This window comes from Pseudomonas vranovensis DSM 16006, assembly GCF_000425805.1.
GTDB lineage: Bacteria > Pseudomonadota > Gammaproteobacteria > Pseudomonadales > Pseudomonadaceae > Aquipseudomonas > Aquipseudomonas vranovensis.
The window spans coordinates 1-22,215 of the sequence record NZ_KE384457.1; the positions used below are offsets into that span (position 1 = coordinate 1).

The 22,215-nt window shown below is 62.1% G+C and carries 19 protein-coding genes and 1 tRNA gene; 18 read left to right on the plus strand and 2 right to left on the minus strand.

From position 1 onward, the window contains the following. Positions 1-19 precede the first annotated feature (19 nt). The 6 genes from H621_RS0123950 to H621_RS0123975 all read left to right on the plus strand — a co-directional run bounded on the left by H621_RS0123950 (position 20) and on the right by H621_RS0123975 (position 3,728). Positions 20-95: transfer RNA gene (locus H621_RS0123950), tRNA-Glu, on the plus strand. 177 nt (positions 96-272) lie between these two features. Then, positions 273-812 (plus strand): TetR/AcrR family transcriptional regulator, encoded by a 540-nt coding sequence (locus H621_RS0123955; protein ID WP_028945809.1) that lies wholly within the window; start codon positions 273-275, stop codon positions 810-812. A gap of 27 nt (positions 813-839) precedes the next feature. Further along, on the plus strand, positions 840-1,673 hold the full coding sequence (locus H621_RS0123960; protein WP_028945810.1) for an alpha/beta fold hydrolase: 834 nt from the start codon (positions 840-842) through the stop codon (positions 1,671-1,673). 44 nt (positions 1,674-1,717) lie between these two features. Then, positions 1,718-2,158: an acyl-CoA thioesterase gene (locus H621_RS0123965; protein WP_028945811.1), complete on the plus strand. Its 441-nt coding sequence runs from the start codon at positions 1,718-1,720 to the stop codon at positions 2,156-2,158. Between the two features lie 49 nt (positions 2,159-2,207). Next, positions 2,208-3,167: a tRNA dihydrouridine synthase gene (locus H621_RS0123970; protein WP_028945812.1), complete on the plus strand. Its 960-nt coding sequence runs from the start codon at positions 2,208-2,210 to the stop codon at positions 3,165-3,167. Between the two features lie 114 nt (positions 3,168-3,281). Further along, a complete protein-coding gene (locus tag H621_RS0123975; RefSeq protein WP_028945813.1) occupies positions 3,282-3,728 on the plus strand; it encodes an Hsp20 family protein in 447 nt (148 codons plus the stop codon). A 106-nt stretch (positions 3,729-3,834) separates the two neighbouring features. Here the strand turns inward: H621_RS0123975 and H621_RS0123980 are convergent, their stop codons facing one another. After that, a complete protein-coding gene (locus H621_RS0123980; protein ID WP_028945814.1) occupies positions 3,835-7,128 on the minus strand; it encodes a sensor domain-containing protein in 3,294 nt (1,097 codons plus the stop codon). A 67-nt stretch (positions 7,129-7,195) separates the two neighbouring features. Continuing rightward, complete coding sequence (locus H621_RS0123985) at positions 7,196-8,074, minus strand: LysR family transcriptional regulator (protein WP_028945815.1); 879 nt, start codon at positions 8,072-8,074, stop codon at positions 7,196-7,198. 132 nt (positions 8,075-8,206) lie between these two features. Between H621_RS0123985 and leuC the strand changes: the two genes are divergently transcribed. The 12 genes from leuC to H621_RS0124045 all read left to right on the plus strand — a co-directional run bounded on the left by leuC (position 8,207) and on the right by H621_RS0124045 (position 22,137). Further along, complete coding sequence (gene leuC, locus H621_RS0123990; protein WP_028945816.1) at positions 8,207-9,640, plus strand: 3-isopropylmalate dehydratase large subunit; 1,434 nt, start codon at positions 8,207-8,209, stop codon at positions 9,638-9,640. After that, positions 9,637-10,281 carry a 3-isopropylmalate dehydratase small subunit gene (gene leuD / locus H621_RS0123995; protein ID WP_028945817.1) on the plus strand — a complete coding sequence of 215 codons (645 nt, stop codon included), beginning with the start codon at positions 9,637-9,639 and terminating at the stop codon, positions 10,279-10,281. Before leuC ends, leuD begins: the two co-directional genes overlap by 4 nt. Before the next feature lie 84 nt (positions 10,282-10,365). Further along, positions 10,366-11,130, plus strand: a complete 765-nt coding sequence (locus tag H621_RS0124000; RefSeq protein ID WP_028945818.1) for a class I SAM-dependent methyltransferase — start codon at positions 10,366-10,368, stop codon at positions 11,128-11,130. Between the two features lie 55 nt (positions 11,131-11,185). Next, the gene (gene leuB / locus H621_RS0124005; protein ID WP_028945819.1) at positions 11,186-12,268 is read left to right on the plus strand and encodes a 3-isopropylmalate dehydrogenase; all 1,083 of its coding nucleotides are present in this window, start codon (positions 11,186-11,188) and stop codon (positions 12,266-12,268) included. 68 nt (positions 12,269-12,336) lie between these two features. Then, positions 12,337-13,449, plus strand: a complete 1,113-nt coding sequence (gene asd, locus H621_RS0124010) for an aspartate-semialdehyde dehydrogenase (RefSeq protein WP_010223256.1) — start codon at positions 12,337-12,339, stop codon at positions 13,447-13,449. 124 nt (positions 13,450-13,573) lie between these two features. After that, complete coding sequence (locus H621_RS0124015; protein ID WP_028945820.1) at positions 13,574-14,584, plus strand: aspartate-semialdehyde dehydrogenase; 1,011 nt, start codon at positions 13,574-13,576, stop codon at positions 14,582-14,584. A gap of 71 nt (positions 14,585-14,655) precedes the next feature. Further along, positions 14,656-17,358, plus strand: coding sequence for a FimV/HubP family polar landmark protein (locus H621_RS0124020; RefSeq protein WP_028945821.1), 2,703 nt, complete (start codon positions 14,656-14,658; stop codon positions 17,356-17,358). 90 nt (positions 17,359-17,448) lie between these two features. After that, positions 17,449-18,324 (plus strand): tRNA pseudouridine(38-40) synthase TruA, encoded by an 876-nt coding sequence (gene truA / locus H621_RS0124025; RefSeq protein ID WP_028945822.1) that lies wholly within the window; start codon positions 17,449-17,451, stop codon positions 18,322-18,324. A gap of 38 nt (positions 18,325-18,362) precedes the next feature. Further along, positions 18,363-18,983 carry a phosphoribosylanthranilate isomerase gene (locus H621_RS0124030; RefSeq protein WP_028945823.1) on the plus strand — a complete coding sequence of 207 codons (621 nt, stop codon included), beginning with the start codon at positions 18,363-18,365 and terminating at the stop codon, positions 18,981-18,983. A 280-nt stretch (positions 18,984-19,263) separates the two neighbouring features. Further along, entirely contained in the window at positions 19,264-20,184 is a 921-nt protein-coding gene (gene accD, locus H621_RS0124035; RefSeq protein WP_028945824.1) for an acetyl-CoA carboxylase, carboxyltransferase subunit beta, read from the plus strand. Next, complete coding sequence (folC, locus tag H621_RS0124040; protein WP_028945825.1) at positions 20,181-21,488, plus strand: bifunctional tetrahydrofolate synthase/dihydrofolate synthase; 1,308 nt, start codon at positions 20,181-20,183, stop codon at positions 21,486-21,488. Before accD ends, folC begins: the two co-directional genes overlap by 4 nt. Then, complete coding sequence (locus H621_RS0124045; RefSeq protein ID WP_028945826.1) at positions 21,472-22,137, plus strand: SPOR domain-containing protein; 666 nt, start codon at positions 21,472-21,474, stop codon at positions 22,135-22,137. The genes folC and H621_RS0124045 overlap by 17 nt, the downstream gene beginning before the upstream one ends. Positions 22,138-22,215: the final 78 nt, after the last annotated feature.

Consider the following 22,215-nt stretch of genomic DNA (forward strand, 5'->3'; position numbering starts at 1 on the left):
ATCTGTACGAAGGTTACAAGTCCCCTTCGTCTAGTGGCCTAGGACACCGCCCTTTCACGGCGGTAACAGGGGTTCGAGTCCCCTAGGGGACGCCATTTTACCCACTTTGTGGGATTTCAAGGCTCATTCGATTATTGAATGAGCCTTTTGTTTTTTCCTCGAAAAAAGTTTCCCTCCTCTCTGTACTCCCTGCGCGACAAACGGCAGGGGATGGCGCTTGCATAAAAATATTATGAGAATAATATTCTAGACATAATATTTGGAGGCAGGTCATGAACGACAAAAAAGCGAAAACCCGCGAACGGATACTCGAAGCTGCCTGTAGTGCATTGATCCAGCATGGCCCGGCCGAGCCCAGCGTCAATGAGGTCATGGGGGCGGCGGGGCTGACGGTGGGTGGCTTCTATGCGCACTTCGACAGCAAGGATGCCCTGATGCTCGAAGCCTTCAGCCAGTTGCTCAATGAGCGCCGGGCACTGCTAGCCGAGGTCGATCCGAACATGAGCGGCGAAGAGCGTCGTGCCCTGGTGGCTGCCTTCTACCTGTCGCGCAAGCACCGGGACGCGACCGAGCGCGCCTGCCCGCTGCCCAACTCCCTGGGCGAGATGTCGCGCCTGCCAGATGCTTTTCGTGAGGTGCTGGCCGAGCACATCGAATTGATGATGGCCAATCTCGCCGACAGCCCCGAAGAAGCCGACAAAGTCCTGGCAGACCTGGCCTTGATGGTCGGTGGCTTGGCCTTGGCACGTGCCCTGGGCACTGACGAACTGTCTGATCGTATTCTGCGTGCCGCCAAGTCGGCGGTTGTCTGAACCTGCGAGACCTACCGGAGCGAAGCGATGAACACCTTGACCTGGATTCGTAGCGTCAACGGCACCCTCGGACGACTGGCGCCGGAACATGTGGCGGGCAAAATGCGTCGGGCCTTCATGACACCGCGCAACTTGCCAGCGCGTGAATGGGAACTGCCGTTGTTGGCGCGTGCAGAGCGTATCACCTTGCGTTTCGGGCTGTCGGCCCTGCGCTGGGGCAAGGGGCCTACAGTGCTGCTGATGCACGGCTGGGAAGGGCGGCCCACCCAGTTTGCGCACCTGATCGATACCTTGGTGCAGTCGGGCTATACCGCCGTGTCACTGGAAGGGCCGGCTCATGGTCACTCGCCGGGCCACCAGGCAAACGTCGTGTTGTTTGCCCGGGCGCTACTGGAGGCGGCCGCCGAGTTGCCACCACTTAAAGCCGTGATCGGCCACTCCATGGGTGGCGCCAGCGTCATGCTCGCGCTGCAGTGGGGGTTGCGTGCAGAGCGGGCGGTCAGTATTGCCGCCCCCGCGCAGTTGATGGGCGTATTGCGTAGCTTTGCCCATCGCCTGGGCATGCCGGCACGGGCGCGAGCGGCCTTTATTCGCCAGATCGAGCGTGATGTCGGGATTCAAGTCTCGCGCCTGAACGTCAGCAGCTACCAGTTGGAGATTCCGGCGTTGATCGCGCATGCCGAGGACGACAGCCTGGTACCTTCCAGCGAGGCTCGCGCAATTCACGATGCCTGGTTCGACAGCCGCTTGATGTTGCTGCCCGAAGGTGGACACCAGCGTGTGTTGTCTGACCCGCGTTTGATTGAAGGCGTCATGGCCTTGCTGGCACGGCATGATGTGCCAGCCCGGCAATCAGCCTGAGCATCCGTTACACTCTGCCCGTTCATCACAGACCTGGAGCGGGCATGAGTTGGGATCTGGCAACACCGTTCACCATCGACCTGCGTGTCGGTGCCGACGATATCGACGGCCTCGGCCACGCCAATAATGCGGTCTATGTCACCTGGCTCGAGCGCTGCGCCTGGCGCCACTCCCAGCGCCTGGGACTGGACCTGGTCGAGTACCGCCGGCTGGACCGGGCCATGGCCGTTGTCCGCCACGAAATCGACTACCTGGCCGCTGCCTATGAGGACGACGAGTTGCAACTGGCAACCTGGATCGTCGACTGGGACCAGCGCCTGAAAATGTCTCGGCGTTTCCAGCTGGTGCGACCCAGCGATGGCACCACCTTGTTGCGAGCGCAAACAACCTTCGTCTGCATCGAGTTATCCACAGGGCGGCCCAAGCGCATGCCGAGCGAATTCATCGACGGCTACGGCCCGGCGCTGATGACCGGGACGCTGTAGCCAGCGGATTTTGCTAGACTGCCGGCCTTTTTCACCCGAGATGCATTCCATGCAAATTGCCCTGGCCCCGATGGAGGGGCTGGTCGACAACATCCTTCGTGACGTACTGACCCAAGTGGGTGGTATCGACTGGTGCGTCACCGAGTTCATTCGCGTCTGCGACCGGCTGCTGCCGGCAGCCACCTTCGACAAACTGGCGCCGGAGCTGCGTCATGGTGCGCAGACCCTGGCCGGAGTGCCTTTGCGCGTGCAGCTTCTGGGTTCGGACCCGGTGTGCCTCGCCGAGAACGCCGTCCTGGCGTGTGAGTTGGGGGCACCGGTGATCGACCTGAACTTCGGCTGCCCGGCCAAGACGGTGAACAAGTCCCGTGGGGGTGCGGTACTGCTCAAGGAGCCAGAGTTGCTCCATGCCATTCTGAGGGAAGTGCGCCGTGCGGTACCTGCACACATTCCGGTAACCGCCAAGATGCGCCTGGGCTTCGACAGCCCGGACGGCGCCCTGGACTGCGCCCTGGCCCTGGCTGAAGGCGGCGCCGAACAGTTGGTGGTGCATGCGCGGACCAAGGTCGATGGCTACAAGCCACCTGCGCATTGGGAATGGGTGGCCCGGGTGCAGGACGTGGTCAAGGTGCCGGTCTACGCCAACGGTGAAGTCTGGACCCTTGACGACTGGCGACGCTGCCGCGAGGTCAGCGGTGTCGAAGACATCATGCTCGGCCGTGGCCTGGTGTCTCGTCCGGACCTTGCCCGACAGATCGCCGCTGAACGTGATGGTGTCGAATTCGTGTCCATGGACTGGCAGAGCCTGTTGCCATTGATCCACGACTTCTGGGGCCAGGCGTGTGCGCAGTTGACCCCCAGGCAGGCGCCGGGGCGCTTGAAGCAATGGGTAGCAATGCTGACCCGTACTTACCCGGAGGCTGTCGAGCTGTTCACCGCGCTGCGCCGGGAAACCGACTGCGATCGCGTCGGGCAATTGATTGGTATGCCGGTCAGCGAGGCAGCCTGAAATTTTTTTTGCAGGGTCGCTTGAAAAAAAAGCGGGGGTCCTTATCTAGGGAGTACGCGATGCCGAAGTCGGGTCGCGTTACTAAAAACCTCGCTGATTCTCAGGAGATGCACCATGACTACTGCTTTTTCTCTGGCTCCACTGTTCCGTCATTCCGTAGGCTTCGACCGCTTCAACGACCTGTTCGAATCCGCGGCACGTAACGAGGCGGGTAGCAGCTACCCACCCTACAACGTTGAAAAACATGGCGATGACCACTATCGAATTGTTGTTGCCGCAGCTGGTTTCCAGGAACAAGACCTGGAGCTGCAAGTGGAAAAAGGCGTCTTGACCGTTACTGGCGGCAAGCGTGACAACAACGGTGAAAGCGTCACCTACCTGCATCAGGGTATTGCCCAACGGGCATTCAAGTTGTCCTTCCGCCTGGCCGACCATATCGAGGTCAAAGCCGCGGGTCTGGCCAACGGCCTGCTCAGCATCGACCTGCTGCGCATCGTGCCTGAAGAGGCCAAGGCCAAGCGCATCCCGATCAACGGGGACAGCAAGCCTGCGCTGAACTGAGTGCGGTGATGTAGAAAAGGGCACCTTCGGGTGCCCTTTTTTGTTTGTTCTTTCCCCCTGCCATTTTTGCGGGCGCTTCGCCCTCATCGCAGCCTCGCGGCAGCGGCTACAGCGCCGGGGTTTCGAGGAGCATGCGGCGAAACTCGATCAGCGGCAACGGCCTGCTGTGCAGGTAGCCCTGGTACAGGAAACACCCCAGTCGCTCCAGGAACTCCAACTGCTCCGACAGCTCCACCCCCTCGGCAATCACCGCCAGATCAAGGCTTTGGGCCATGGCCACGATGGCCCGGACAATCTCTGCATCGTTGGGGTCCAGTGGCGCATCGCGTACAAACGACTGGTCGATCTTCAGCGCATCCACCGGCAGTCGCTTGAGGTAGGTCAGCGATGAGTATCCAGTGCCAAAATCATCCATGGCAAAGCTCACGCCGTAACGCTTGAGCTCACGCATTTTGCTGATGGTGTCTTCCAGGTTCTGGATCACGATCCCTTCGGTGATTTCCAGCTTGAGCATCTTGTATGGCAGGCGGAAGTCATCGAGGCTGCGCAGCACACGTTCGACAAAGTCGTTCTGGCGAAACTGGCGGGGGCTGATGTTCACGCACAGGCTGAAGTCGTCGGGGTCGATCAGGTGATCTCGTAGCATGCCGGCACAGGCATCGCAGGCTTCTTCCAGGATCCAGCTACCCACTTCGAGAATCAGGCCGCTTTCTTCCAGTACCTGGATGAACTGTGCCGGGGGCTGCTGGCCCAGTTGCGGGTGATGCCAGCGCAACAGCACTTCGGCGCCGACAATGCGGTTGTCGCGGGCATCGACCTGTGGCTGGAAGTGCAGGGCAAGTTCACCGCGGGCCAGGGCCAGGCGCAGGTCGCTTTCCATGCGCAGACGCTCGCTGGCGGCCTTTTGCATGGTGGAATGGAACAGTTGGGTGGTGTTGCGGCCGGAATCCTTGGCCCGGTACAGGGCGATGTCGGCGCGCTTGAGCAGGTCGGCCGGCGTCGAGCCGTGATCGGGAATCAGCGCCACACCGATGCTGGGGGTGACCTGCAGGCGCTGGCCATCCAGGGACATTGGTTCGGCCAGCAATTCGCGCAAGGTATCGGCCAGTTCCCGGACCTTTTCCGTGACCTCGTCGCGACTGCCTTCCAAGCCGCTGAGCAGCACCACGAATTCATCACCTCCCAGGCGCGCGACGGTGTCTTCCAGGCGCACGCTGGCTTCCAGGCGGGCGGTAATGATCTTCAGAACCGTGTCGCCCACCGGATGGCCCAGGGAGTCGTTGATGTGCTTGAAGTGATCCAGGTCGAGGAACAATAGGGCACCGCGCAGATTGTGGCGCTTGAGCAAGGCGATCTGCTGGCTCAGGCGGTCCATCAGCAAGGCGCGGTTGGGCAGGTTGGTGAGTGGGTCGTGGTAGGCCAGGTGGCGGATCTGCGCCTGGGCATTCTTCAATTGGCTGACGTCTCGGGCAGTCAGCAACAGGCACTCCGTTTCGTTCAGCACGAGCGGCTCGATCGACACTTCTACCGTCAGTATCTCGCCACGCTTGTTGCGCCCGAGCATTTCCCGGTGGTGTACCCGGCCCCTGTCCTGCAGTTCGCTGATCAGGGCCGTGCGTTGCTTGTCATCGGCCCAGATGCCGATTTCATACACGGTGCGGCCGATGACTTCGGCCGAACTGTAGCCGGTCAGGCGACAAAAGCCGTCGTTGACTTCCAGGTAGCGGCCGCTTTCGAGTTCGGTGATGGTGATGGCGTCTGGGCTCGAGTGGAACGCTTTGGCGAATTTCTCCTCGCTGGCCTTGAGCGCGGCCTCGGCCCGTTGCTGCTGAGTGATGTCGCGCAGGGTAGTGACGCTGCAAGGGTGATTGTCGACCGTGATCAGGCGGCTGGAAATCACGCAGGTCAGCGGTTGGCCATCCTTGTGGTTGACCACCACCGCGACATTGTTCAAAGCCTGGTCGCGAATCACTTGCTCGATGCGTCGGGCGCGCTCGGCGGATTCTGCCCACAAGCCGATTTCTTCGGCGGTATGGCCGATGACCTGGTCAGTGCCCCAGCCGAAAATCTGGGTAAACGCCGGATTGATCTCGATGAATCGGCCGCTGTCCTGGCGGGTGACGCAGATCGGGTCGGGGCTGGCCTGGAACAGGCTGGCGAATTTTTCTTCCGAACTGGTCAGCCGTTGTTCGCGCTCGACCTGGTCGGTGATGTCCAGCAAGGTGCCAGCCATGCGCAGGGGCTTGCCGTGTTCGTCGCGATACAGCCGGGCCCGGCTTTCTATGTAGCGCGAAGTGCCGTTTTCCAGCTGGATATGGTAGGTGATCTGGTAATTGCCGGCGGGGCCCTCGCGAAGGCTGCGGTAGGCTTGGCGCATGGTGCTGCGCTCAAGTTCCGGCACGCCCTCGAAGAAGGCCTCGAAGGACTCATGGAAGGGGACCGGCTCAAGGCCATGCAGCTCGGCAGCGCGGGCCGAGCCATAGAGCATGCCGCTGGGAATATGCCAGTCCCAGGTGCCCAGCTGGGCGGAGTCCAGGGCCAGGTCCAGGCGTTCCTGGCTGTCCTTGAGGGCTTGTTCGGCGCGTTTGCGTTCGCTGGTGTCGACAAAGGTGCTGAGCAGGTAGACCGTGCCTTCGAGTTCGATGTTCTGGGTGCTGAGGATACCGTCGTGGATCTTGCCGCTGCTGGCGCGGAACTGCACCTCCATTGTCACCGGGCCACTGTTGCCCCGGGTGGCTTCAAGCACGGCATTGCGCTGCTGCGGGTTGGCCCACAGGCCCAGCTCGAGGGTGGTCTTGTTGATGACCTGGTGGCCAGGCCAGCCGAGGATCTGCTCGAAGTGCTGGTTGACCTCGTGGATCAGGCCGTCGGAGCGGCGGGTGAGCAGCACCACGTTGGGACTCAGGTGAAACAGCGTGGCAAAGCGCTTCTCCGAATTGATCAGCGCGGTTTCCCGGTCTCGCTGGCGGGTGATTTCGCGGATCACGCCAATCATCTGCGGGCGACCCAGTTTGTCCTTTGCCAGGCTGCCGTTGATTTCCAGCCAGTGCAGGCTGCCATCTGGCCAGCGGATACGATGGCGCAGGGCTTGCTCCACCGGCTCGCCGTTGATAACGGCATGAAAGGCCTGCAGGGTGCGGGCGCGATCTTCGGCAGGCAGCAATTCGAGATAGTCCAGGTCATTGGGCAAGGGTTGATCCGGGTCGAAGCCGAACAGGGCCTGGGTGCCGCGTGACCAACTGATTTGCCCGGTTTCTATGTCCCAGAACCAGGCGCCCAGGTGCGCGCCATTGAGCGCCGCCAACAGTTGTGGGGCGTTCTCCCAGGTCTGCTCCGACGCCTGGGGATCCGCCGCATGGATGCGTGGCAGGCGCGGAAAGCGGTTTGCTGATTTGGGCATCGGTACCAGACCTTTGGCAGGTGACGCGTCCTTGAGGGTCCTACTGACTGGGTTCTACCTCAATGGCTCAGGGGTGCCGTGCATGGCTGTCGAGCAGGGCCATGAAGGCTTTGGCGGCATTCGATAGCGTTCGCTCGGTGTGCAGAATGTAGCCTAGCTGGCGGGACAGCTGTATGCCCGGCAAAGCGATAGGCGCAACCTGCTCATCGAGCATAGTACGTGGCAGCACACTCCACGCCAGGCCGATGGAAACCATCATCTTGATGGTTTCCAGGTAGTTGGTGCTCATGGCAATGTTCGGCGTCAGGCCCTGGGCCTCGAACAGTCGCTGAACAATGTGATGGGTAAACGTATTGCCACCGGGAAACACCGCCGGGTGGTGGGCGACATCGGCAAGGCTCACTGAGCCATTGCGTGCCAGCGGGTGTTCCGGGGCAGCGACGAAGTCCAGCAGGTCGTCCCAGACCGGCACCGCCCTGACCAGTGGGTGCGGCTCGGGTGCCAGGGTGATCACGGCAATTTCTGCGCGGCCATGGAGAATCTCGTCGTAGGCAGCCTCCGAATCCAGGAACTGTATATCCAGTGCAACCTCAGGGTATTGGCGGGTGAATGCCCGCAGAACCGGGGGTAACCGGTGCAAGCCGATGTGGTGGCTGGTGGCGAGGGTCAGGCGACCTGCCACTTCACCGGTGAGATTGGTGAGGGCGCGGCGAGTGTCGTCCAGTACGTTGATGATCTGGTAGGCACGTGGCAGCAGGGCGCGGCCGGCTTCAGTGAGGTTGACCTCTCGCCCGAGGCGATCGAACAGGCGCAGGTCCAGCTGTTGCTCAAGCCCGGCTATACGTTTGCTGATGGCAGGTTGAGTCAGGTGCAGGCGTTCGCCGGCCCCTGAAAAGCTGCCGGTTTCAGCCACGGCAATAAATGCATTGAGGTTGGCGAGGTCCACGGTGCAGGTATTCCCTTTGGTTATCCAAAGCATAAAAATTATGAATTTGAGTTATTCAATCTACCGGCATAGCATCGTCCGTACAAGCCAAGGGGTTATTGGCATAGAAAGACGCTGATGAGGAACAGTCTGATGGCCGGCAAAACGCTCTACGACAAGCTCTGGGATTCGCATTTGGTCAAACAGCGCGACGATGGTTCGGCGCTGATCTATATCGACCGTCACATCATTCATGAAGTGACGTCGCCGCAAGCCTTTGAAGGCCTGCGCCTGGCCAATCGCAAGCCCTGGCGCATCGATGCCAACATCGCCACGCCCGATCACAACGTACCGACCACGCCAGAGCGCAAAGGCGGTATCGAGGCCATTGTCGACCAGGTGTCGCGCTTGCAGGTCCAGACCCTCGACGAAAACTGCGATGAGTACGGCATCACCGAATTCAAGATGAACGACGTGCGTCAGGGCATCGTCCACGTCATCGGCCCGGAGCAGGGTGCAACCTTGCCGGGCATGACTGTGGTCTGCGGCGACTCGCACACCTCCACCCACGGCGCCTTCGGTGCCCTGGCCCATGGCATCGGCACCTCCGAGGTCGAGCATGTGCTCGCCACCCAGTGCCTGGTGGCCAAGAAAATGAAGAACATGCTGGTGCGCGTCGAAGGCCAGTTGCCGTTCGGCGTCACCGCCAAGGATATCGTCCTGGCCGTGATCGGCAAGATCGGTACGGCGGGCGGCAACGGCCATGCCATCGAGTTTGCCGGCAGCGCCATTCGCGACCTGTCCGTCGAAGGCCGCATGACCATCTGCAACATGTCCATCGAAGCCGGTGCTCGGGTAGGCCTGGTGGCCACCGACGAGAAGACCGTGGAGTACGTCAAGGGTCGTCCATACGCGCCGAAAGGCGAGCAGTGGGCGCAAGCGGTGGAAGCCTGGAAAGAACTGGTTTCCGACGCCGACGCTGTGTTTGACACCGTGGTCGAACTCGATGCTGCGCAGATCAAGCCGCAGGTCAGTTGGGGCACCTCGCCGGAAATGGTGCTGGCGGTTGACCAGTGCGTACCGGACCCGGCTGCCGAAGCCGACCTGGTCAAGCGCGGCTCCATCGAGCGGGCCTTGAAGTACATGGGCTTGAGCGCCAACCAGGCGATTACCGACATCCAGCTCGACCGGGTGTTCATCGGCTCCTGCACCAACTCGCGGATCGAAGACCTGCGCGCCGCTGCCGTGATCGCCAAGGGTCGCAAGGTTGCCTCGACCATCAAGCAGGCCATCGTGGTGCCGGGTTCGGGCCTGGTGAAAGCCCAGGCGGAAAAAGAAGGCCTGGACAAGATCTTCGTCGAAGCCGGTTTCGAGTGGCGCGAACCGGGTTGCTCCATGTGCCTGGCGATGAACCCGGACCGCCTGGAGAGCGGCGAGCATTGCGCCTCGACCTCCAACCGCAACTTCGAAGGTCGCCAGGGTGCTGGCGGTCGTACCCACCTGGTGAGCCCGGCCATGGCCGCCGCCGCCGCAGTAACCGGTCGCTTTGTCGATGTACGTGAGTTGATCCAAGGGAGCGCAGCATGAAAGCCTTTACCCAGCACACCGGCCTCGTCGCGCCATTGGATCGCGCCAACGTCGACACCGACCAGATCATTCCCAAGCAATTCTTGAAGTCGATCAAGCGCACCGGCTTTGGCCCCAACCTGTTCGACGAGTGGCGCTACCTGGATGTGGGTCAGCCGTATCAGGACAACAGCAAGCGTCCGAAAAACCCGGACTTCGTCTTGAATCACGATCGTTACCAGGGCGCCAGCGTATTGCTCGCCCGTGAGAACTTCGGTTGTGGCTCCAGCCGCGAGCACGCGCCCTGGGCCCTTGAGGAGTACGGCTTTCGCAGCATCATTGCGCCGAGCTATGCCGATATCTTCTTCAACAACAGCTTCAAGAACGGCTTGTTGCCGATCATCCTCAGCGATGAGGAAGTGGATGAGTTGTTCAAGCAAGTCGAGGCCGATCCTGGCTACCAGCTGACCATCGACCTGCAAGAGCAGACCGTGACCCGTCCAGACGGCAAGGTACTGAGCTTCGAGATCGATGCGTTTCGCAAGCACTGCCTGCTCAACGGCCTGGACGACATCGGCCTGACCTTGCAGGACAGCGATGCCATTGCCACTTTCGAAGCCAAGCACCGGGCCAGCCAGCCCTGGTTGTTTCGTGATGCTTGATCGTTGATGTGATCGCGGGGCAGACCCGCTCCCACAAACCCTGTAGGAGCGGGCTTGCCCCGCGATAAGTACCCGGAGCCCCCAATGACCAGCACCACCCATACGGAAGTCGTCCAGCGCCAGTTCGGCGAGCAAGCCAGTGCCTACTTGAGCAGTGCCGTTCACGCCCAGGGCAGTGAGTTCGCCTTGCTGCAGGCTGAACTTGTCGGGCAAGGCCAGGCGCGTGTGCTGGACCTTGGCTGTGGTGCCGGGCATGTCAGCTTCCACATTGCACCGCTGGTGCGCGACGTAGTGGCCTATGACTTGTCGCAGCAGATGCTCGACGTGGTTGCCGCTGCCGCCGCCGAGCGCAACTTTGCCAATATCACCACCGAATGCGGTGCCGCCGAACGCTTGCCATTCGCCGATGCATCCTTCGACTTTGTCTTCAGCCGCTACTCGGCACACCACTGGAGCGACCTGGGCCTGGCCCTGCGCGAAGTGCGCCGGGTACTCAAGCCGGGTGGGGTGGCGGCGTTCATTGATGTGATGTCGCCTGGCAGTCCGTTGCTCGACACGTATTTGCAGAGCGTCGAGGTGATGCGTGACACCAGCCATGTGCGCGATTATTCGGCAGCCCAATGGTTGCAACAGGTCAGCGAGGCGGGCCTGTACACCCGCAGTCACACGCGCCAGCGCTTGCGCCTGGAGTTCAGTTCCTGGGTCGAGCGTATGCGTACCCCGGACGTGATGCGCGGCGCCATACGCCATTTGCAGCAGGCGATGGGCGAAGAAGTACGGCAGTATTACCAGATTGAAGCCGACGGCTCCTTCAGCACCGATGTTCTGGTGCTCTGGGCCGAGTGCTGATTAATTTTCCGGCAGGCCAGTGCGGCGTGTCGCTTGAGTCGAACAAGAGGAACCCATGAGCAAACAGATTCTGATTCTCCCAGGTGATGGCATTGGTCCGGAAATCATGGCCGAGGCGGTCAAGGTGCTGGAACTGGCCAACGACAAGTTCCAGCTTGGCTTCAGCCTTTCCCACGACGTGATCGGTGGCGCTGCCATCGACAAGCACGGCGTGCCGCTGGCTGATGAAACCCTGGAGCGTGCGCGCCAGGCCGACGCCGTACTGCTGGGCGCCGTGGGTGGTCCGAAGTGGGACAAGATCGAGCGCGACATCCGTCCTGAGCGCGGCCTGCTGAAAATCCGTTCGCAGCTGGGCCTGTTCGCCAACCTGCGTCCGGCGATTCTTTATCCACAGTTGGCCGATGCTTCCTCGCTCAAGCCGGAAATCGTTTCTGGCCTGGATATCCTCATTGTCCGTGAGCTGACCGGCGGTATCTACTTCGGTGCTCCGCGTGGCACCCGCGAGCTGGAAGGCGGCGAGCGCCAGTCCTACGACACCCTGCCTTACAGCGAGAGCGAAATCCGCCGTATCGCCCGCGTCGGCTTCGACATGGCCCGTGTGCGCGGCAAGAAGCTGTGCTCGGTGGACAAGGCCAACGTCCTGGCGTCCAGCCAGCTGTGGCGCGAAATCGTCGAGGAGGTGGCCAAGGACTACCCGGATGTGGAGTTGTCGCACATGTACGTCGACAACGCTGCCATGCAACTGGTGCGTGCGCCCAAGCAGTTCGACGTAATGGTCACCGACAACATGTTCGGTGACATCCTGTCGGATGAGGCTTCCATGCTCACCGGCTCCATTGGCATGCTGCCGTCAGCTTCGCTGGATGCCAACAACAAGGGCATGTACGAGCCTTGCCACGGTTCGGCCCCAGACATCGCCGGCCAAGGCATCGCTAACCCGCTGGCAACCATTTTGTCGGTCTCGATGATGCTGCGTTACAGCTTCAATCAGCAGGCGGCTGCCGAAGCGATCGAACAGGCTGTCAGCCAGGTGCTGGATCAGGGGCTGCGCACGGGCGACATCTGGTCGACCGGCTGCAGCAAAGTGGGTACGCAGGAAATGGGCGACGCAGTAGTCGCAGCGCTGCGGAATCTGTAATCTCTCGGGCCCGCTGCTGTTTTTCCTTGTGAAGCAGCGGCCCACTTTTTAGCAAAGGTGTAGTTGCGATGAAACGTGTAGGTCTGATCGGTTGGCGCGGTATGGTCGGTTCCGTGCTCATGCAGCGGATGCTGGAAGAGCAGGATTTTGATCTCATCGAGCCGGTGTTCTTCACCACCTCCAACGTGGGTGGCCAGGGTCCGGCTGTGGGCAAGGATATTGCTCCGCTCAAGGACGCTTACAGCATTGAAGAGCTCAAGACCCTTGATGTGATCCTGACCTGCCAGGGCGGCGACTACACCAATGAGGTTTTCCCCAAACTGCGCGAAGCCGGCTGGCAGGGCTACTGGATCGACGCCGCTTCCAGCCTGCGCATGCAGGATGACGCGGTCATCGTCCTGGACCCGGTCAACCGCAAGGTGATCGACCAGCAGCTCGATGCCGGTACCAAGAACTACATCGGTGGCAACTGCACCGTCAGCCTGATGCTGATGGGCCTGGGCGGCCTGTTCGAGGCCGGCCTGGTCGAGTGGATGAGTGCCATGACCTACCAGGCGGCCTCCGGTGCCGGTGCGCAGAACATGCGAGAGCTGATCCGCCAGATGGGCGCTACCCATGCGGCCGTGGCCGATGACCTGGCCAACCCGGCCAGCGCCATCCTCGACATCGACCGCAAGGTGGCCGAGGCCATGCGCAGTGAGGCCTACCCGACCGAGAACTTCGGCGTTCCGCTGGCCGGCAGCCTGATCCCATGGATCGACAAGGAGCTGCCGAACGGCCAGAGCCGCGAAGAGTGGAAGGCCCAGGCCGAGACCAACAAGATCCTCGGCCGCTTCAAGAGCCCGATCCCGGTCGATGGTATCTGCGTGCGGATCGGCGCCATGCGCTGCCACAGCCAGGCGCTGACCATCAAGCTGAACAAGGATGTCCCGATCGCCGACATCGAAGGCATGATCAGCCAGCACAACCCTTGGGTGAAACTGGTGCCGAACCAGCGTGAAATCAGCATGCAGGAGCTGAGCCCGACCAACGTCACCGGTACCCTTAACATCCCGGTGGGTCGTCTGCGCAAGCTGAACATGGGGTCGCAGTACCTGGGCGCCTTCACCGTCGGTGACCAACTGCTGTGGGGCGCTGCCGAGCCGCTGCGTCGCATGCTGCGGATCCTGCTGGAGCGTTGATCGCGGCAGCGAGATGAACCCGAAGCCCGTGCTGCCAACAGCACGGGCTTTTTCATTGCAGGTATTCCACGGCCACAAATCCAAGTAAAGTGCCGCTCCCGCCGTTCCAGCAGAGGATTTTTCCATGAGCCAGCCTATTGATATCGCCGTCATCGGTGCCACCGGTACAGTCGGTGAAACCCTTGTGCAGATTCTCGAAGAGCAGGATGTTGCCGTGGGAACCCTGCACCTGCTGGCCAGCAACGAATCGGCAGGCAGTGGCGTGATGTTTCGCAGTAAAAGCCTGCGGGTACGCGAGGTCGACAGTTTCGACTTCAGCAAAGTGAAGCTCGCGTTCTTCGCAGCAGGGCCAGCCGTAACCCGCAGCTTTGCCCCTCGGGCCCAGGCAGCAGGCTGCATGGTGATCGATCTGTCCGGAGGCTTGCCCGCCGGCCAGGCACCAGCCGTGGTGCCCGAAGCCAACGCTGAGCGTCTCGAAAACCTGCCGCAACCGGTTCAGGTCAGCAGCCCGAGCGCCGGAGCGGTAGCGCTTGCTGTTGCGCTGGCGCCCCTCAAGGGGTTGCTCGATATCGAGCGGGTTCAGGTGACGGCCTGTCTGGCGGTCTCTGCCCAGGGGCGTGAGGCGGTAAATGAACTGGCCCGCCAGACGGCCGAGCTGCTCAATGCCCGACCGCTGGAGCCACGCTTTTTCGACCGCCAGATGGCATTCAACGTGTTGGCCCAGGTCGGTGCCAGCGATGATCAGGGACATGGCGCGCTGGAGCGTCGCCTGGTCGATGAACTGCGTGAGGTGCTTGAACTACCGGCCCTGAAGATTTCCGTGACATGCATTCAAGTCCCGGTGTTTTTCGGCGATAGCTACAGTGTGACCGTGCAGAGCCGTGAACCGGTCGACCTGATTGCGGTCAATGCTGCGCTGGAGGCGGCCGACAGCATCGAGCTGGTGGAGGAGGGTGATTACCCGACGCCGGTGGGTGACGCAGTCGGCCAGGACGTGGTCTATGTTGGACGAGTACGCGGTGGGATCGACGAGGTCGAGCAGCTGAATCTATGGCTGACCACTGACAACGTGCGCAAAGGTGCGGCGCTGAACGCCGTGCAGCTGGCGCAATTGTTGATAAAACACATTGTGTAAAAGATACTTGCCGATAATTTTTACCCGATAATTCTCGGTTGCCGGGGACGGTTCTATCAAAGGAAGAGGTCATGCTTCGAATTCGCAAACTGGTCTTAGCAATTGCCGCGGCGTCGGCGCTGTCGTCCGGTATGGCGCATGCCCTTGGCCTGGGTGAGCTGACGCTCAAGTCGGCGCAGAACCAGCCCCTGGACGCCGAGATCGAATTGCTCGATGTGCGCGACCTGACGGCAACTGAAATGGCACCCAGCCTGGCGCCGCCTGAAGAGTTCGCCAAGGCCGGCATCGAGCGTCAGGCTTACCTCAATGACCTGACCTTCACCCCGGTGATCAACCCCAACGGCAAAAGCGTGTTGCGGGTGACCTCGAGCCAGCCGCTGCCGGCGCCGATGGTCAAATTCATTGTCCAGGTGATGTGGCCAAGCGGCCGCCTGTTGCGGGACTACAGCGTACTGGTCAACGCCTCGGCGCTGCCGGGCGCCAAGCCTGACTCGGCAATTACGCCGGCGACCAGTGCTGCAGCCAACTACACCACGGTGCGTCGAGACACATTGTGGGAAATTGCCTCCAAGGCCCGCCAGGGTGGATCGGTGCAGCAGACCATGCTGGCCATCCAGGCGTTGAACCCCGATGCTTTCATCAATGGCAATATCAACTTGCTCAAGACCGGCCAGGTCCTGCGCATGCCCGATCAACAACAGATCGCCAGCATTCCCCAGACCGAAGCGGTGGCTGAAGTTGCCGAACAGTATTCCGCCTGGCGCGAAGGCCGGCGCCTGGGGCCGCGGGCCCGGCAGTTGGACGCCACGCACCGCGCTGGTGCCGAGGCCGCTCCGGCGCGAATCGCCAACCAGGACAACCTGCGCCTGGTAGCACCGGGCAGCAAGGCTGCCGGTAACGGCAAGGGTGTCAGCGACAAACTCGCCGTGGCCCAGGAAACTCTCGACACCACGCGTCGCGACAATGCCGAGCTCAAGGATCGCATGGAAGATCTGCAGAGCCAGCTGGACAAGCTCGAACGCCTGATCGCCCTCAAGAATGACCAGTTGGCCAGGCTTGAAGCCCAGGGTGCTTCCGGTGAGCCGCCAGCCGTTTCCGCCGACTTGCAGCCTTCGCCAGAAGACGCCGTGGTCACGCCACCACCGGCAGCGGTCGATACAGCACCGCTTGAGCCGCCGGCACCGGTCGCGGAACAACCTGCACCGGCCAGCTCCGGCAAAATGCTCGATGACCTGCTTGCCAACCCCTACCTGCTGGCGTTGATCGCCGGTTCCGCCTTCCTGGTACTGCTGCTGTTGTTGCTGCTGGCACGCAAGCGCAAGGCCGATCAGGAGGCAGAAAAGCATCTGCGCATGGCCCGCGCCCTGGCCGAAGAAGGTGATCGCGGGCCGGACCTTGACCTGCCGCCGGACAGTTTCGACGGCCTGGAGGCGCAAGAGCCCAAGGTAACGCTGTCGCCGGCCGTGGTAGCCGCGTCGGCTGCGGCCGCCACTGCCGCCGAAGCACCTGCCAGCGAAGTGAAGCCGGTCGAACCCGCTCAGCCGCAGCCGATGGCAGCCCCTCTGGTTGCTCCGGCGGCCGACGCTGCGCCTGCACCTACGGGTGACGCGCTGCTTGATGAAGTGCAACAGTGCGTTGCCCAGGGTCGACTCAACCAGGCGGCCGAGCTGCTTGAGCCTGCTGTTGCGGCTGAACCGCAACGCAGTGACCTGCGCCTGAAACTGATGGAAGTCTATGCCCGTCAAGGCGATCGCGATGCCTTCGTGGGGCATGAGCGTCAGTTGATCGCCACCGGCCAGAATCACGCGGATGTCGAAGCCCTCAAGAGCCGGTTCCCGGCCATGGTGGCACTGGCGGCCGCAGGCGGAATCGGTGCCGCGGCCCTGGCTGCCGAACTGGATGCCCAGTACGTCCAGGCCCTGCTCAACGACGAGCCGCAGGCAGACGACGAGCCTCAGCCGGAGTCGCAACCGGAATTGGAACCTGACCCGGAAGCAGTTGCCGCTCTGGAGTCAGAGGCAGAACCGGCGCCAGAGCTGCAGCCGGAACCAGAGCTGATTGTCGAGGATGGCCTGGACAGCGCTTTCGACCTGAGTCTGGACGAAGGTCTGCAGGGCCTGGAGCTGGAAGAGCCACCGCTGCTCGACGAAGCGGCGGTTGCAGAGGCCGAAGCCGTCGAGGTCGCGCCGGAGCCTGAACTTCAGGTACCGGTTGTCGAGACGGACGATCTGGCGCCAGCCGAGCCGTTGGCTGAAGAAGTCCCCGAGCTGACCGATCTCTCTGATTTCGATCTCGATGTGGCTGGCGACCAGCCGGCTGTACTGCCGGAGAGCGAGCCGGTGGATATTGCCGCCGAGCTTGCCGCGTTCGATGAGTCGATGCCGGAGTTCGATCCGCTGAGCGAGCTCGACCTGCCGGAAGATTTCGACCTGTCGTTGTCACTGGACGATGAGTCCGATGCGGCCAAGCACTTCGCCTCGGAACTCGATGACGTCAACGCCGAGCTCGACAAGCTGTCCCAGAGCCTGGAGCAACCTTCGATCGAGCCGCATTTCACCGCCGAAGACGCCGTTGTCAGCGACGACTTGAGCGATGACCTGGAGTTCGACTACCTGGGCGGCGCTGATGAGGCGGCAACCAAGCTAGACCTGGCCCGGGCCTATATCGACATGGGTGACCATGACGGTGCCCGCGACATTCTCGACGAAGTCTGCAAGGAGGGCAGTGATGCCCAGCGTCAGGAAGCTGAAGAGATGCTTTCGCGCCTGGTCTGAGTCCGGCCTCTGAACGTCCGACGGCAGCCCGAGTGGCTGCCGTTGTCGTTATAATTCCCGCCATCTGCAAAATCGACAGGCTGTATCTTCTTGGAAATCATTGATAACACGGTTGCCGAATCGGCGGCCGAAGGCTTCTTTCGCATCGCCCTGGGCGTTGAATACAAGGGTTCACGCTACCGTGGCTGGCAGCGTCAGGCCGATGGCGTGCTCAGTGTCCAGCAGACACTGGAAGAGGCGTTGTCCCGAGTGGCCGATTCGCCGGTAACCTTGCTGTGTGCCGGGCGAACCGATGCCGGTGTACACGCCTGCGGCCAGGTGGTGCATTTTGACACCCAGGCCGTGCGCAGCATGAAAGCCTGGACCATGGGCGCCAACATCAACCTGCCTCACGATATCAGCGTGACCTGGGCCAAGGAGATGCCCGCGCATTTTCATGCCCGCTTCAAGGCCGTCGCCCGGCGCTATCGCTATGTGATCTACAACGACCAGATTCGTCCGGCGCACATGGGCCAGGAAGTGACCTGGAATCACCGGCCACTGGATGTCGAGCGCATGGCCCTGGCTGCCCAGTACCTGGTCGGTACCCACGACTTCAGTGCCTTTCGTGCAGGCCAGTGCCAGGCCAAGTCGCCAATCAAGAACATCCACCACCTGCGGGTGACTCGCCACGGCAAAATGATCGTGCTCGATATCCGTGCCAGTGCCTTCCTGCACCATATGGTGCGCAACATTGCCGGCGTGCTGATGACGATCGGTGCCGGCGAGCGTCCGGTGGAATGGGCCAGGGATGTGCTGGAGAGCCGCGAGCGGCGTACCGGAGGGGTTACCGCGCATCCGTTCGGCCTGTACCTGGTTCAGGTCGAATACCACGACGAGTTCGCATTGCCCGAGCGTTATATCGGCCCGCACTTCCTCACCGGCTACGAAGCATTGGCGGCTGACGGCCCGCAAGCCATTTGCTAACATCCGGGGCTTTCCGGATCAGCTGAGGTTCACAGGTCATGAGCGCCGTTCGCAGCAAAATCTGCGGTATTACCCGCATCGAGGATGCGCTGGCCGCAGCCGAGGCGGGCGCTGATGCCATTGGCCTGGTGTTCTATTCCAAGAGCCCGCGGGCGGTGGATGTGCAGCAGGCGCGGGCAATCATTGCCGCTTTGCCGCCGTTCGTGACCACCGTGGGCCTTTTCGTCAATGCCAGCCGTTGCGAACTCAACGAAATCCTCGAGGTCGTACCGCTGGACTTGCTGCAGTTCCACGGTGATGAAACCCCTGCCGATTGCGAAGGCTACAGCCGGCCCTGGATCAAGGCCCTGCGGGTGCGCCCGGGGGATGACCTGGAAGCCAGCTGCAAGCTGTACAGCCGCGCCAGCGGGGTTCTGCTCGATACCTATGTTGCCGGTGTGCCGGGTGGTACGGGCGAGGCGTTCGACTGGTCGCTGATTCCCGAGAGGCTAAGCAAGCCGATCATCCTGGCGGGTGGCCTGTCGCCGGATAACGTCGCCAGTGCAATCAGCCAGGTTCGCCCCTATGCGGTAGACGTCAGTGGTGGGGTAGAGCAGGCCAAGGGCATCAAGGATGCAGCGCGCATCGAGGCGTTCATCAAGGCGGTGAAACAGGCGTGATAACGTCTGCTGCTGCGGATGTGACGGCTGGCCGCGCGCCATCGTCCATAACTTTCGCAGCCCGGTGCTGCCGGATCGTGCCCAAGGGCCGGTCGAAATTATCGGGTGACGCCCCAGGCGTTGCCCTTACAGGTTGACGATGGAGCGGTACCGGGGCGGCTCGCTGTATGCGAGGCGCAAGGGCCGGCCCATCATCGCGTCATACACGAATTGAGCTCAAGGGCATACGCGTGACCAGGCAGCCAAAGCCTGCCGGTCGCCGCTACTGGAGAAAGAAAGCATGAGCAACTGGTTAGTAGACAAACTGATCCCTTCGATCATGCGTTCCGAGGTGAAGAAGAGTTCGGTGCCTGAAGGGCTGTGGCACAAGTGCCCATCCTGCGAGGCCGTGCTGTATCGTCCGGAGCTGGAAAAGACCCTGGATGTCTGCCCCAAGTGCAACCACCACATGCGTATCGGCGCCCGCGCGCGCATCGACATCTTCCTCGATGCCGAAGGCCGTGCCGAGCTGGGAGCGGATCTCGAGCCGGTCGACCGCCTGAAGTTCCGCGACGGCAAGAAGTACAAGGATCGCCTGACCGCTGCACAGAAGCAGACTGGCGAAAAAGACGCGCTGATCTCCATGAGCGGTACGCTGCTGGGCATGCCGGTGGTGGTGAGTGCTTTCGAATTCTCCTTCATGGGTGGTTCGATGGGTGCCATCGTCGGCGAGCGCTTCGTTCGCGCCGCCAACTACGCTCTGGAAAACCGCTGCCCGATGGTCTGTTTCTCGGCCTCCGGCGGTGCGCGCATGCAAGAAGCGTTGATCTCGCTGATGCAGATGGCCAAGACCTCGGCCGTGCTGGCACGACTTCGCGAAGAAGGCATCCCGTTCATTTCGGTGCTGACCGATCCGGTCTATGGTGGTGTATCTGCCAGTCTGGCGATGCTTGGCGACGTGATTGTCGGTGAGCCAAAAGCCCTGATCGGTTTTGCCGGCCCGCGCGTGATCGAGCAGACCGTGCGCGAAAAACTGCCGGAAGGTTTCCAGCGCAGCGAGTTCCTGCTGGAGCACGGCGCCATCGACATGATCATCCCGCGTCAAGAATTGCGCCCGCGCCTGGGTAACCTGCTGGCGCAAATGATGGGCCTGCCGACGCCGAAGTTCGTCGCGCCAGTCATCGAGCCGATCGTCGTACCGCCGGCGCCTGCCACCGTATGACCCAACGTACCCTTGGCGACTGGCTCGCCTATCTCGAGCAGTTGCACCCCTCGGCCATCGACATGGGCCTGGCGCGTTCGCAACGGGTTGCAGCCAGGCTCGGGCTGGACAAGCCGGCGCCACGGGTCATCACCGTGACCGGTACCAACGGCAAGGGCTCCACCTGCGCCTTTGTGGCCGCCTTGCTGCGGGCCCAGGGGCTGAAGGTCGGGGTCTATAGCTCGCCGCACCTGCTGCGCTACAACGAGCGGGTGCAGATCGACGGCGAGGAAGCGGCCGACCAGCAGTTGTGCGAAGCCTTTGCTGCCGTCGAGGCCGCCCGAGGCGAAATCTCCCTGACCTACTTCGAAGCCGGTACCCTGGCGGCGTTATGGCTGTTCAAGCAGTCGGCACTGGATGCCGTGGTGCTTGAAGTCGGTCTGGGCGGGCGCCTGGATACCGTCAATATTGTCGATGCCGATGTGGCGCTGGTGACCAGCATTGGCGTCGATCATGTCGATTACCTGGGGGATACCCGGGAACTGGTGGCGTTTGAAAAGGCCGGGATCTTCCGTCAGGGCAAACCGGCCTTGTGTGGTGACTTGAACCCGCCGCAGCCGTTGCTGGATAAAGCTCGCGAGCTGGCGTGTCCATTCTTCCTGCGCGGCCGTGATTTCGATCTGGCGACCACTGATCAGTACTGGCAGTGGCGGGGTGTGGATAGCCGCGGCCAGGTGGTCGAGCTTCACGACCTGCCATTGCTCGACCTGCCGATGGAAAATGCCGCCCTGGCGCTGCAGGCCTATTTGCTGCTGGATTTTCCGTGGGATGCCGGGCAGATCGCTGCAGCGCTGCAGGCCACGCGCATGGTCGGTCGCCTGGATCGTCGGGCTTTTCGCTGGCAGGGCAAGGATTTGACTATCCTCATGGATGTCGGACACAACCCTCATGCTGCCGAGTACCTGGCCCAGCGCCTGGCCGCACGGCCGGTGAGGGGCAAGCGCCTGGCGGTGTTCGGCCTGCTGGCCGACAAGGACCTTGCCGGTGTGGTTCAGCCATTGCTCGGCCAAGTCCAGGCGTGGGCTGTTGCTCCGCTGGATACCGTTCGCAGTCGCCCGGCCAGTGAGCTTGAAGCTGCACTGACTGGCCTGGGGGCTGGTGTTGCGTCTTACGCCAGCGTGGCAGCGGCCCTGGAAGGGCAGAGCGCACTGGCGACGGCGGATGATGAAATCCTGTTGTTCGGATCGTTTTTCTGTGTCGGTGAGGCCCTGCAGTGGCTGAGCGGGCAGGCCACGGAGGATGGGGCAAATGGCATTGCTGGATAAAGTGGTCAAGCAACGTATGGTCGGTGCGCTGGTGCTGGTGGCACTGGCGGTGATCTTCTTGCCGATGCTTTTCACTCGCGAAGACGAAATGCGCCAGGTGCGCGTCGAGGCCCCCGAGGCGCCGGCTGCACCGAGCATGGCGCCGGTGCAGGTCGAGCCGGTGCCCGTGCCGGAGCCTCAGGTTTTGCCTGAAGAGCAACCCGTCATCGTCGAGCAGTCCAGCGCGCCTGCTCAGGCGCCGAGCACACCGATTGCCTCGGGGCCAACGGCGGTGCCGGCGCCTGCAGCAGAGCCTGTGGTAGCCGCCAAGCCCGTTACGCCACCGCCTGCGGCCAAGCCAGAAGCCAAGCCGGCGGCCCCTGTTGCCAGTACGGCCAAGCCTGCCCAAGGCAAGATCGACGCCAACGGCCTGCCGATCAGCTGGTCGGTGCAACTGGCCAGCCTGTCCAATCGAGCCGGTGCCGACAAGCTGCAGGCGACTCTGCGCAGCCAAGGCTACAACGCCTATATCCGCTCGGCGGGTGGCATGAATCGCGTGTATGTCGGGCCGTTGATCGAGCGATCCGAAGCCGAGCGCCTGCGCGAGGTGATCAGCCGCCAGCAAAAGCTCAACGGTATCGTGGTGCGCTTCCAGCCCGAGCGCAGCTGATTGCTCGTCGCCCGGCCAGCGCAGGGCGGCAAATCACTGCTTACCGACAGCCCGCCGCTCTGGTAAAATGCGCCGCCT